This window comes from Methylobacillus gramineus, assembly GCF_020532675.1.
Lineage (GTDB): Bacteria > Pseudomonadota > Gammaproteobacteria > Burkholderiales > Methylophilaceae > Methylobacillus > Methylobacillus gramineus.
The window spans coordinates 142334-155195 of the sequence record NZ_JAJAVE010000003.1 but is presented as its reverse complement, the minus strand read 5'-3'; the positions used below and the strand labels follow the sequence as shown (position 1 = coordinate 155195).

Below are 12862 nucleotides of genomic sequence, written 5' to 3'. Positions count from 1 at the left end.
ACGGATTCTTGCCGTTAATATCAACTATGAAACTATGGAATGTGGGACATAATTAATGAGTAATCGCGCTGTCTGGGTATTTTTAATGGGGATGACTGCGGCACCAGCCTATGCTGCCGGGTTTGCATTGATTGAGCAAAGCGCTTCCGGCTTGGGCAATTCATACGCTGGCATGGCTGCCAGATCAGATGATGCGAGCACACAATTCTTCAATCCTGCCAATTTGTCTTTTCTCCCTCAAGGGCGACAAGTGGTGTTTGGCTTAAGCGCCATCTTGCCCAGCGCAAAAATGGACGATCCCACTGGCGATGTCAGATTTAATAACACCCAGTCCCCGGTCACTGGCAATAATGGTGGCAATGTTGCATCCCTGGCCATGGTGCCAAATTTTTACTTTGCTGACGATATCAATGACACCCTCAAATACGGGGTAGGCATCACCGTGCCTTATGGCCTCAGTTCAGAGTTCAAAGATGGCTGGGTAGGGCGCTATAGCGCGCTTAAATCAGAGCTCGAAACACTGAACATCAATCCGGTCATCTCGTGGAAGGCCTCAGAACGCTTATCGATTGCTGGCGGGATCAACCTGCAATATGTCAAAGCCACGCTTACCAACGCGATAGACTCTAGCTCGCTATGTCTGGCAAACCAAGCACCTACGGGGGCAATTCCTGCAGGATCCTGTAATGCAGTCGGCCTTGGGCAACCTGGCAATGCCGCTGCTGACAGCTATGCAAAACTGTCTGGTGATGACCTGAGCTGGGGCTTTAATCTGGGTGTGGTATTCAAACCTGTTGCAGGCACCACGATTGGCGCCGCCTATCGATCCCATATCAAGCATCAACTCTCCGGGGATGCCAGCTTCAGGAGGTCGGCTCAAATCAATCGGATAGCCCCGCTTGCCAGCCGACTAAGTGATGGCGATATCCAGGCAAAACTATCATTACCTGAAACCGTGTCCCTGAGTCTGGCACAGCAACTCAATGACAAATTCGAGTTGCTGGCTGATGTCACCTGGACCAACTGGAGCCGGTTCAAGGAGTTGCGCATACAATTTGATAGTGGGGATGACAATGTCACCACCACCAAATGGAATAACAGCTATCGTTTTTCGCTCGGCGGCAATTACCGATACAGTGAGGCCGTGACCTTGAGGATGGGGGTAGCGTATGACCAAACGGCAGTGCCCGATGCCGAGCACAGGACACCACGCATTCCCGATGCAGACCGCACCTGGGTGTCACTGGGCGCGCGCTGGAAAATGGATGCAATCAACACGTTTGATATTGGTTATGCCTATCTCTTCATGAAAGAAGCCAAGCTCAATCACAGCACTGAAGGAGCGTCTGTTCAGCACAGGGTGCAAGGCGAATTTTCGCCCAACGTCAATCTCCTCAGCGTGCAATGGACCAGGGTTTTCTAAGCTGAGCCCCAAGGGGAAACTGAGCTGGCTATTCATTATTCCACACAAGAAAATGGCGTATCCCTGACTCAACATCAGGCATACGCCAGCTACACTTGTATCAACACCAGAATTTAACTATTGAGTGGCTTGTTAGACCAATCCTGCATTGCCTGATCACCAGGCCTATCAACAGTCACCTGGGCATCATCAGTGGCAGTCACCCAGCTCACGGGAATGTAATGGTGCTGACCTTGTTCATCTTTCTGTAGCTTGATCTGATTGCTACCCTCCATGTGATCCACCGTGGCAAACTGGCCACCCTGAGAACAGATCACTGGCATACCTGGCAAAATTCCATGGGAAAGACTCATGATGTGCTCCTATCAAGAATGAGGTTGTAGCTTATCCTCAGTGTTGGCAGCACATGATAGGCGGCATGCTGAAAGTATTGTCAGACTTACTTAAGGATAGGCTAACTAGATGGAATGTTTGCCCTGAAAACACCAATGCCACGGCTCATAAATATAGCCATAACGATTGTTTCTGGGATAAGACATGACAAATCCGCAGTTGGACGCATGTCCTGATAACCACTCAAAAGCTGAGGTCTGCTCAAAGCAAGCATCCAGACTCAAAGATTCCGGCGTACCAATATCAACGGCTCTTCCCGTATGGTGTTCACTGTATCCAGGAATTGCACTGACAGATAATATTACCTCCAAACTTATGCCTTGTTGCAATTTGCGACGAATGATATCGGCCTGATAATCCACACTCCGAAATGCTGACACTAGCACCAGATCAATGCCATCCACTTTGGCTGATCGCTGGAGCATGTTCCATGCACTGGCTGCCTCAGGTTCCAGTAAAAACAGCCTGCCCTCTTTACCCTTGCACACAGCTTCCACCAAGACTTCAGTTTCCAGACAAAGCGACAAACCCCTATCAGTGACTATCTGCCTTGGAATACCAAGCTCATGCATCAAGGCATTAACCCGCTCTTGATATTCAGCCTCCATCATGACGGTGCTGACTCAACTCCGCGCGATCAACACATCACAGGGCACAGTATCCAATATGCGTGTTGCCACGCTGCCAAGCAGGGCACCCAGCAATCCACTACGCCCCTTGGTAGCGACCACCACTAAGTCGACATTGTGATCCAGTACATATTTTTCCAGTAGCAAGTCGGGTTCACCATATTCAACCAACACTTCCATCTGAGCCGCCACCACGTCCCCTGCAACCTGCGCAATGAAGTCCTTGCAGTTCTGGATCGCATCAACCCGCAATTCACTTTCATAGCCGGTTCTGTCATCCATGCGACTGGCAAAATGGGCATACGCGGCATGAAACAACACGATATTGTCTGGACCGAATAAATCCAGAGCACGTGCCAGGGCAGGGCGAGAAATTTCTGAAAGATCAGTGGCCACCACGATTTTCCGATAGGGCGTACGCACACGTTTTTTGACGATCAAAACCGGGACATTGGAGCTGCGCGCAAGCTCGGTCACCGTATCGCCCAATAAGGCCTTCTCAAAAGCACCATCGCGCTTGATACCTGTCAATATCAAGTCAGCCTGCTCTTCTTCCGTTACCTTGAGCACAACCTCAGCAGGCTTACCCTTGACCACGCGTGCACTGACACCAGGCAGCACCATGGTGCCCAGCTCCTCTTCCAATGCAGCCTGTACTGCCAGCGCAGGATCTTCAGGATGACGCCATCGTGGCTGATCAGAAAAGTCATATTCCGCTTCAAATGCATGCACCAAGGTCAGTTTGGCCTGCCAGACCTGAGCCAGTTGTATGGAACGATCAAGGGCACGATCACACCGTGCACCAAGATCAGTGGCTAACAATATATGGCCTGGGGGCTTGGTCTTGTATTCAATCGTCACCGCATTTCCTTTCTGGGCTGCTGATCATTCGTATGTCTTTTATTAGCGATATCTCGCTGTCTTTTCTGGCTATACGTCTCATTATCAACACGAGACCATTCAGAAAATCACACGCAAAAATAAGCGCTATAAGTGTGCAGGATAGGTGAAAGCCTATTAAGCGGCAATCCTCTGAGACAACCTCATGGCCTTGTAAGACTGAATCCCTATTCCAACGTTGAGTAGCATCACTACCTTGCTTTTTTATTCTGCAACTTTACGTAGGCTAGGTAAAACCATTTTTATCACATGGGATATATGCCCTGATACTTTGACTAATCCTCATCTTTCACCCTGATCACTGTTTTCTGTATTTTCGGTGATGTTAAACAACGATTAGGCTAAAATACTTCTCTCAATTGCATGTGCGCATGGCAAGACCTTGAATTCTTCGTCATCTCCCGCCGCCGCACTTACAGGACAACCTTGCTGCTATGGATAGAATAAACCTGCTCCCTCCCACCGTACTGACTTTTGCCGCGAGCGACCCCAGCGGTGGCGCTGGCCTGCAAGCTGACATATTAGCCCTGGCAAGTATAGGCTGCCATCCCTTGTCGGTAGTCACCGCCATTACAGTTCAGGACACCGTAGGGGTGGAAAATGTGGTCGCCCTGGACTCCGACCTGGTGAATGAACAAGCCCGTACGTTACTTGAAGACATGCAGGTTTCTGCATTCAAGCTGGGCATGCTGGGCAGTGTGGAAAATATTGCCGTGATTGCCGAAATTGTGGCCGACTATCCCGATGTACCGTTGCTGATAGACCCGATACTTTCTTCTGGCCGGGGCGATGAACTGGCAAACGATGAAATGCAGGAAGCCATGATAGACCTGCTGTTTCCGCAGGCCACCCTGATTACACCTAACAGCCTGGAAGCACGCCGTCTGGCCTATGCCATTGACGATAGTGATGACATGGAAAACGCCTCACTGGATGAAGTGGTTGAACGCCTGCTGGCGCTTGGTCCCGAGTATGTCTTGGTGACCGGCACCCATGAACGCTCGCCGCAGGTCATCAACAATCTGTATGGCTCACAAAAGTTACTGCGCTCCTATCCTTGCGAACGCCTGCCGGGTAGCTACCATGGCTCAGGCTGCACGCTGACCTCCGCGATTGCTGCCTGCATTGCTCATGGCCTGACCATGGAGGAAGCAATTGCCGAAGCACAGGAATATACATGGCAATCACTCAAGCATGCCTTCCGTCCAGGCATGGGCCAATACATCCCAGACCGCTTGTTCTGGGCACGTGACGAAGATGACGCAGAGTAATCCCGGTCAGCGTATTCGCGGGCTGTATGCCATTACGCCCGATGAAACTGATCTGATCCGCTTGCTGAAAAATACCGAAGTGGCACTCACAGGAGGTGCCTCTGTGCTGCAGTATCGCAATAAACGTGTCCATGGCGCAGCGGCCAAAGCACAGGCACAAGCCCTGCTGGCGTTATGTCGCCGCTATCAAGTGCCGCTCATCATCAATGATGATATAGACCTGGCAGCTGAACTGGATGCTGATGGCGTTCATCTGGGCATTGATGATGGCGATATCACCAAGGCACGGTTGAGACTGGGCCCCGGTAAAATTATCGGTGCCTCCTGTTACAACAATCTGGCATTGGCGCAGCAAGCAAAACAGCTGGGCGCTGATTATGTCGCATTTGGCGCCTGTTTTCCTTCCACGACCAAGCCCGATGCGCCACGCGCTGATCGCACTTTATTCAGCCAGGCAGCCACGCTAGGCCTGCCCTTGACGGCAATCGGTGGCATCACGCTGGAGAATGCAGACAGCATTATCAGCGCAGGTGCTCATGCCATTGCCGTCATCGGCGCACTCTGGAACACCACCGATATCCACGCGACCGCCACACAATTTACCCAACTTTTTACAGAGTCATCCCATGAGTAGAAACCAGCAGTTATTTGAAAAATCCAAAACCCTGATTCCCGGCGGAGTGAATTCCCCGGTACGTGCCTTTGGTTCAGTGGGTGGCACCCCGGTATTTTTCAAGCGCGGCCTCGGTTCCAGGCTTTGGGATGAGGACGGCAAGGAATACATAGACTATGTAGGCTCCTGGGGGCCGATGATTCTCGGCCATGCCCAGCAAGAGGTCATCACCGCAGTACAGCAAGCAGCCACCAACAGCCTGTCTTTCGGTGCACCCACCGCATTGGAACTGGAAATGGCGGAGCTGCTGACCCAACTGGTGCCCAGCATGGAACAGGTTCGCCTGGTCAGTTCAGGCACTGAAGCCACCATGAGCGCCATACGCCTGGCACGTGGTTTTACCAGCCGCTCCAAGATCCTGAAGTTCGAAGGTTGCTATCATGGCCATGCTGACTCCCTGCTGGTCAAGGCAGGCTCCGGGGCGTTGACCTTTGGCCAACCAAGTTCTGCTGGCGTCCCGCCAGAACTGGCTGCACATACCCTGACCCTGCCATATAACGATAGCGCCGCTCTGGAACAATTATTTGCTCAAATAGGTGGCGAAATTGCCTGCGTCATCCTGGAACCAGTGGCAGGCAACATGAACCTGATCCAACCCAAGCCAGAGTTCCTCAAGGCCTTGCGTACCCTATGCAGCCAATCCGGTGCACTGCTGATATTTGATGAAGTGATGACTGGTTTCCGCGTTGCACTTGGTGGTGCGCAACAGCTATTCAATATCAAGCCTGACCTGACCACCCTGGGCAAAGTCATCGGTGGTGGTTTACCAGTAGGTGCATTTGGTGGACGTGCGGATGTCATGGCGTATCTGGCCCCGCTTGGTCCGGTATACCAGGCAGGGACTCTCTCTGGCAACCCAGTTGCTGTTGCGGCTGGGTTAGCTACACTCAAGCTGTTGCAACGCCCAGGCTTTCACGATGAACTGGCTGCCAAGACCACCTTACTCACCGATGGGCTCAGCCAGGCTGCCCGTGAAGCGGGCTTGGCGTTTAGTGCACAAAGCGTGGGTGGCATGTTTGGCATTTATTTCAGTGAACATTGCCCCACCAGCTTTGAAGAGGTGATGAAAGCCGACAAACTGGCGTTCAACCGCTTTTTCCATGCCATGCTGGAGGGCGGGGTCTATCTGGCGCCATCCGCTTTTGAAGCAGGTTTTGTCTCCATCGCGCATAGCGAAGCCGATATTACCCAGACCATAGATGTAGCGCGCAAGGCGTTTAGCAGGATGGGCAACACGCGCTAGCAACGGCCCCAGACAACTCTCTATGTTATTGAAATAATTATCATTTACTAAAAAATTTATTGTTGTTCCTTCTTGCAATTTACCCGTAGTAATACTAAGGTTAAAGGCTTTCCAGGCATCGCCTGCGCTGCTGATTGTGGCGTAGTCGAAAATGCCGTGTTGACCACAGATATGCAAGAGGGTAACCACAATGAGTTCCAGCAGGTCGTCACATCTTGGAGCGGCTAGCGCCCTGAATCCAGGCAAGCAGGGCATGTATGATCCCAGGCAAGAGCATGATGCCTGTGGAGTGGGGTTTATTGCCAACATCAAGGGCATCAAGAGTCACCAGATCATACGCAATGGCCTGCGTATCCTCGCCAACCTGACCCACCGCGGCGCTACTGGTTACGACCCGAAGCTAGGAGATGGCGCCGGTATTCTGATGCAGATGCCGGATGCCTTTATGCGCAAGGAAGCCCTCAAACTCGGCATCCAACTGCCAGCTGAGGGAGCATACGCGTGTGGCACCATTTTCCTGCCGCAATCCAGTAATGGCCGCCTGGCCTGCGAATCCATCATTACCCGTATCATTCATGAAGAATCCCAGCAGTTCCTGGGCTGGCGTGATGTGCCCCGCGACCACAGCAATATTGCAGATGCTGCCCGTGCGGTAGAACCAGTGATGCGCCAGGTGTTCATCCAACAGGGCCAAGAGACTCCCGATCAAGGGGCTTTTGAGCGCAAGCTGTTTGTGATCCGTAAACGCGTGGAACACGCGGTACGAGCACTCAAGCTGGATGACATGGCGCAGTTCTACATCCCTTCACTTTCCAGCCGCACCATTGTCTACAAAGGCATGCTGCTAGCGAACGAAGTTGGTGTTTACTATCAGGATTTGCAGGATGAAACCATGGTGTCAGCATTAGCGCTGGTACACCAACGCTTTTCCACCAACACCTTCCCAGCCTGGGATCTGGCCCACCCATTCCGCATGATTGCCCACAACGGCGAGATCAACACCATGCAGGGTAACGTCAACTGGATGGCGGCTCGCCATGAAACCATGCGCTCCGCCTTGATTGGTGAAGACCTGGAAAAACTATGGCCACTGATCGTAGAGGGGCAGTCTGACTCTGCCGCTTTCGATAATGCACTCGAGCTATTGGTGGCAGGCGGTTATTCATTGCCCCATGCCATGATGATGCTGATCCCTGAAGCATGGTCAGGCAATCCTCTCATGGATGAAGACCGTCGTGCTTTCTATGAATATCATGCCGCGCTCATGGAGCCCTGGGATGGCCCCGCTGCAGTGGCCTTTACCGATGGCCGGCTGATAGGGGCCACGCTGGACCGCAACGGCCTGCGGCCTGCACGTTATTTGATCACTGATGATGACCACGTCATGCTGGCTTCTGAGATGGGCGTACTGACATTTCCTGAAGAACGCATCGTCAAGAAATGGCGGCTGGAACCCGGCAAGATGTTCCTGATTGATATGGAACAGGGCCGTATTATTGATGATGTCGAAATCAAGAACAGCCTGTCGCGGGCCAGGCCTTACCGGGACCTGGTCGCACAATCCCGCGTGTTCGTCGGCGACCTGCCCGAAACCGAGCTCAAACCCAAACTCAGGGCACCATTACTGGACCTACAACAGGCTTTCGGCTACTCCCAGGAAGACATCAAGTTCATCCTGCAGCCCATGATCAACAATGGAGAAGAAGGAGCTGGCTCCATGGGCAATGACAGCGCACTCCCGGTGCTCTCCAGCAAACCCAAACAGCTATATACCTATTTCAAGCAGCTGTTTGCACAGGTGACCAACCCCCCGATTGACCCCATCCGTGAAGAACTGGTCATGTCACTGGTCACCTTTATCGGCCCCAAACCCAACCTGTTTGGCACAGATGAGGCCAAGCCACCGTTACGCCTTGAAGCCAGCCAGCCCGTGCTGACGCTATCAGAGCTGGAACAGCTAAAAACCATAGATAGCACCACTGAGGGTCGCTATCGCACACTGGTATTGGACATCACTTACCCTGCCAGCCTTGGTGCACAAGGATTGTCGCCTGCCGTGGAATCATTGGGTAAGTCTGCCAAGGATGCCGTGAACGCCGGGTTCAACCTGCTGATTTTATCTGACCGCAATGCCAGCGCTGACCGCCTGGCAATCCCGGCACTGCTCGCCTGTTCCGCCACCCATCAAGGATTGGTGCATGCAGGTCTGCGCACCAGCACTGGCCTCGTCATCGACACAGGCTCCGCGCGTGAAGTCCACCACTTTGCACTGCTAGCTGGCTACGGGGCAGAGGCGGTGTGCCCATGGCTGGCCTATGAAACCATTGCCCACATGTTGCCTCAGGGCGCTGATCCGGCTGACAGTAACAAGAAATTCATCAAGGCAATTAATAAAGGGCTGCATAAGGTCATGTCCAAAATGGGCATTTCCACTTACCAGTCTTATTGCGGTGCTCAAATATTCGAAGCCATCGGGCTGAATTCCGAGTTTGTCCGCAAATACTTCACCGGCACTTCCACTACCATAGAGGGTATCGGCCTGGCAGAAGTAGCAGAAGAAAACCTGCGCTTGCATCTTAGCGCCTATGGAGATGACCCTGTGCTATCCAATGCGCTGGAAGCAGGAGGTGAATACGCCTTCCGTGTACGTGGAGAGGAGCACCTGTGGACGCCAGATTCCATCGCCAAACTACAACATGCCACCCGTACCAATGAAGCCAGCACTTATAAGGAATACGCAAAACTGATCAACGACCAGACCAAGCGTCACATGACCTTGCGCGGACTGTTCCAGATCAAGCCCGTCGGCTCCCCGGTGCCGCTGAATGAAGTAGAAGCAGCAAGCGAGATCGTCAAACGCTTTGCCACCGGGGCCATGTCGCTGGGTTCAATTTCCACGGAGGCCCATGCCACGTTGGCAGTAGCAATGAACCGTATCGGTGGGCGCTCCAACACAGGCGAAGGCGGGGAGGATCCCAAACGCTTTGTCACACTGACAGAAGACAGCAGCATGGCAGCCGTGATTGGCGCCCACAATATTGCAAAAGACATCCCCTTGAAGGCGGGTGACTCCCTGCGCTCCAGCATCAAGCAAATTGCGTCTGGCCGTTTCGGTGTCACAGCAGAGTACTTGGCCAATGCCGACCAGATCCAGCTCAAGATGGCACAAGGTGCCAAACCGGGAGAAGGTGGACAGCTACCCGGACACAAAGTCAGTGCCTATATCGCCCAACTGCGTCACTCCGTGCCTGGCGTCGGCCTCATCTCGCCTCCACCACATCATGATATCTATTCGATTGAAGACCTGGCCCAGCTGATTCACGATGCCAAGAACGCCAATCCCAAGGCCGCCATCTCGGTGAAGCTGGTCTCAGAAAGCGGGATTGGTACCGTGGCCGCCGGTGTTGCCAAGGCCAAGGCCGATCATATCGTGGTGGCTGGCCATGACGGCGGTACAGGTGCTTCCCCTATATCCTCCATCAAGCATGCCGGCACGCCCTGGGAATTGGGCCTGGCTGAAACCCAGCAAACCCTGGTATTGAATCAACTGCGTGGGCGTATCGTGCTGCAAGTGGATGGCCAGATCAAGACTGGGCGCGATGTAGTGATCGGCGCCTTGCTCGGGGCAGATGAGTTCGGCTTTGCCACTGCACCACTGGTGGTAGAAGGCTGCATCATGATGCGTAAGTGCCATCTCAACACCTGCCCTGTCGGGGTTGCAACCCAAGACCCTGTATTGCGCCAGCGCTTCACCGGGCAGCCGGAGCATGTCGTCAATTATTTCTTCTTTGTGGCAGAGGAAGTTCGTGAACTCATGGCACAAATGGGCCTGCGCAAGTTTGATGAGCTGGTGGGACGCTCCGACCTGCTGGATGTACAGGAAGGCATTGCGCATTGGAAAACACGTGGCCTCGACTTCACCCGGGTTTTCCACCAGCCTGTAGTAGACGACACGGTATCGCGTCGCCATAACGAGAAGCAGGAGCATGGCCTGGACAAGGCGCTGGATAAACAGCTAATTGCCAAGGTCGGAGATGCGCTGGATACCGGTGAAAAAGTCGTGATCGACAGCCCCATCGTCAACACCAACCGCACCGTCGGCACTATGCTGTCCTATGAGGTTGCGCGCCGCTATGGTCGTACCGGCCTGCCTGACGACAGCATCACCATCAAGCTGAGTGGGACTGCAGGGCAGAGCTTCGCGGCTTTCCTGAACAAAGGTATCACGCTGGAACTCAGTGGCGAAGGCAATGATTACGTCGGCAAGGGGCTGTGTGGTGGACGTATCGTCATCAAGCCACCAGCGGCTTTCCGCGGGCTTGCAGAACACAACATTATCGTCGGCAATACCGTCATGTATGGCGCAACTTCCGGTGAAAGCTATTTCCGCGGGGTCGCAGGTGAGCGCTTCTGCGTGCGTAACTCCGGGGCTTCGGCCGTGGTTGAGGGCGTAGGCAATCATGGCTGTGAATACATGACCGGTGGTACGGTAGTGGTGCTGGGTAAGACTGGCCTTAATTTCGCGGCTGGCATGTCGGGTGGCGTGGCCTATGTGCTGGATGAAGACGGGCTATTCCACAAGCGCTGCAATATGAGCATGGTCAGCCTGGAGACAGTCGAAGCCAGCGGCCCAGAAGCCGGAAAAACCAACCACCTGGGCCTTGATGATGAGACCATTTTGAAGACCTTGATAGAGAAACATGCCCGCTACAGTGGCAGCGAACAAGCACTGGCTATCCTGAAGCACTGGGATACTTATCGCCCGAGATTCATTAAGGTCTTGCCAAACGAATACAAGCGCGCCCTCACTGAAATGGCCGCAGCAGCACATAAGGAAGCAGCATAGATGGGTAAGGTCACAGGTTTTCTTGAGTTTGATCGTCTGAATGAGGGCTACCTGCCCGTCACGGATCGCGTAAAGAACTATCATGAGTTCGTGCTGCATTTGAGTGACGCAGATGCCAGTATTCAGGGGGCTAGATGCATGGATTGCGGCATTCCGTTCTGCACCACCGGCTGCCCGGTCAACAATATCATTCCGGACTGGAATGACCTGGTGTACCAACAGGATTGGCAGCAGGCAATAACAGTGTTGCATTCCACCAATAATTTCCCCGAGTTCACAGGGCGCATCTGCCCTGCACCGTGTGAGTCCGCCTGTACCCTCAACATCAATGATGATGCAGTCGGCATCAAATCCATTGAGCACGCCATCATAGACAAAGCCTGGGATAGCGGCTGGGTCCAGGCCCAGCCCCCTGTCGATAAAACCGGCAAGAAAATAGCGATCGTCGGATCTGGTCCCGCCGGGCTGGCCGCAGCACAGCAGTTGGGGCGCGCTGGACATAATGTGGTGGTACTGGAAAAAGAAAGCCGCATCGGCGGGCTATTGCGTTACGGCATTCCCGATTTCAAGCTTGAGAAACACCAGATTGATCGCCGCATGGTGCAAATGCAGGCAGAGGGGGTGGAATTCCGTGTTAATCAGCATGTAGGTGAAAACGTCGCTGCCAGCGACCTGCTTAAGGACTATGACGCCGTGATCCTTGCTGGTGGGGCAGAATACCCTCGCGATCTCCCCATTTCTGGGCGTGAGTTTGATGGCGTCCATTTCGCCATGGATTTCCTGGTCGCGCAAAACAAAGTGGTCGCCGGGGACCATATCCCCGACCAGATCATAGCCACCGACCAACATGTGATCGTGATTGGTGGTGGAGATACCGGTTCTGACTGTGTAGGCACCTCCAATCGCCATGGCGCAGCGTCCATCGTTCAGTTTGAGTTGATGCCACAACCACCTGCCGAGGAGAACAAGGAACTGGTCTGGCCCAACTGGCCCATCAAGATGCGCAGCTCCAGCTCGCATGAAGAAGGTTGTGAGCGAGATTGGTCAGTACTCACCAAGGAGCTGATTGGCGAAAACGGCAAGGTCACCGGGCTTAAGGCTGTGCGGGTTGAGTGGAAAGACGGCAAGATGAGCGAGATTCCCGGCTCTGACTTCACATTGAAGGCAGACCTGGTATTGCTGGCCATGGGCTTTGTCAGCCCCATACAGAAAGTGCTTGATGCATTTGGCGTTGAAAAAGACCATAGAGGTAACGCCAAGGCCACCACTGAAGGCGAGCAAAGTTACGCTACTTCCCAGCCCACCGTGTTTGCTGCGGGGGACATGCGTCGCGGTCAATCATTGGTGGTATGGGCGATCCGTGAAGGCCGCCAGTGCGCACGCGCTGTGGATGAGTTCCTCATGGGAAGCAGCACCCTACCCAGATAATCCAAGCCAGAATTGTAAGCACAAGCGAGGGTTTTCTCGCTATGCCTGCCGGGCTA

General features: G+C 53.5%; 9 protein-coding genes. 6 read left to right on the top strand and 3 right to left on the bottom strand.

From position 1 onward, the window contains the following. The first annotated feature begins 55 nt into the window (after positions 1-55). Positions 56-1423 carry an OmpP1/FadL family transporter gene (locus tag LG201_RS11290; RefSeq protein ID WP_226772307.1) on the top strand — a complete coding sequence of 456 codons (1368 nt, stop codon included), beginning with the start codon at positions 56-58 and terminating at the stop codon, positions 1421-1423. A 113-nt stretch (positions 1424-1536) separates the two neighbouring features. Here the strand turns inward: LG201_RS11290 and LG201_RS11285 are convergent, their stop codons facing one another. The 3 genes from LG201_RS11285 to LG201_RS11275 form a co-directional block, all read right to left on the bottom strand. Next, positions 1537-1776 (bottom strand): DUF2171 domain-containing protein, encoded by a 240-nt coding sequence (locus LG201_RS11285; protein ID WP_226772306.1) that lies wholly within the window; start codon positions 1774-1776, stop codon positions 1537-1539. A gap of 105 nt (positions 1777-1881) precedes the next feature. Then, the gene (locus LG201_RS11280) at positions 1882-2427 is read right to left on the bottom strand and encodes a M15 family metallopeptidase (RefSeq protein WP_226772305.1); all 546 of its coding nucleotides are present in this window, start codon (positions 2425-2427) and stop codon (positions 1882-1884) included. Positions 2428-2439: 12 nt separating this feature from the next. Further along, positions 2440-3306, bottom strand: a complete 867-nt coding sequence (locus tag LG201_RS11275; RefSeq protein WP_226772304.1) for a universal stress protein — start codon at positions 3304-3306, stop codon at positions 2440-2442. Between the two features lie 473 nt (positions 3307-3779). On the opposite strand from LG201_RS11275, the gene thiD reads away from it, so the two are divergent. From thiD to LG201_RS11250, 5 genes are all read left to right on the top strand, one after another. Then, the gene (thiD, locus tag LG201_RS11270; RefSeq protein WP_264193350.1) at positions 3780-4616 is read left to right on the top strand and encodes a bifunctional hydroxymethylpyrimidine kinase/phosphomethylpyrimidine kinase; all 837 of its coding nucleotides are present in this window, start codon (positions 3780-3782) and stop codon (positions 4614-4616) included. Further along, positions 4603-5250, top strand: a complete 648-nt coding sequence (gene thiE, locus LG201_RS11265) for a thiamine phosphate synthase (RefSeq protein ID WP_226772303.1) — start codon at positions 4603-4605, stop codon at positions 5248-5250. Before thiD ends, thiE begins: the two co-directional genes overlap by 14 nt. After that, positions 5243-6532: a glutamate-1-semialdehyde 2,1-aminomutase gene (gene hemL / locus LG201_RS11260; RefSeq protein ID WP_226772302.1), complete on the top strand. Its 1290-nt coding sequence runs from the start codon at positions 5243-5245 to the stop codon at positions 6530-6532. The genes thiE and hemL overlap by 8 nt, the downstream gene beginning before the upstream one ends. Positions 6533-6722: 190 nt before the next feature. Further along, positions 6723-11378 (top strand): glutamate synthase-related protein, encoded by a 4656-nt coding sequence (locus LG201_RS11255; protein WP_226772301.1) that lies wholly within the window; start codon positions 6723-6725, stop codon positions 11376-11378. Next, complete coding sequence (locus LG201_RS11250; RefSeq protein WP_226772300.1) at positions 11379-12806, top strand: glutamate synthase subunit beta; 1428 nt, start codon at positions 11379-11381, stop codon at positions 12804-12806. Positions 12807-12862: the final 56 nt, after the last annotated feature.

What these genes read in the sequence shown, in the direction of transcription:
- LG201_RS11290 (WP_226772307.1), top strand. Translation starts at nt 56, where the DNA reads ATGAGTAATCGCGCTGTCTGGGTATTTTTAATGGGGATGACTGCGGCA.
- LG201_RS11285 (WP_226772306.1), bottom strand. Translation starts at nt 1,776, where the DNA reads ATGAGTCTTTCCCATGGAATTTTGCCAGGTATGCCAGTGATCTGTTCT.
- LG201_RS11280 (WP_226772305.1), bottom strand. Translation starts at nt 2,427, where the DNA reads ATGATGGAGGCTGAATATCAAGAGCGGGTTAATGCCTTGATGCATGAG.
- thiD (WP_264193350.1), top strand. Translation starts at nt 3,780, where the DNA reads ATGGATAGAATAAACCTGCTCCCTCCCACCGTACTGACTTTTGCCGCG.
- thiE (WP_226772303.1), top strand. Translation starts at nt 4,603, where the DNA reads ATGACGCAGAGTAATCCCGGTCAGCGTATTCGCGGGCTGTATGCCATT.
- hemL (WP_226772302.1), top strand. Translation starts at nt 5,243, where the DNA reads ATGAGTAGAAACCAGCAGTTATTTGAAAAATCCAAAACCCTGATTCCC.
- LG201_RS11255 (WP_226772301.1), top strand. Translation starts at nt 6,723, where the DNA reads ATGAGTTCCAGCAGGTCGTCACATCTTGGAGCGGCTAGCGCCCTGAAT.
- LG201_RS11250 (WP_226772300.1), top strand. Translation starts at nt 11,379, where the DNA reads ATGGGTAAGGTCACAGGTTTTCTTGAGTTTGATCGTCTGAATGAGGGC.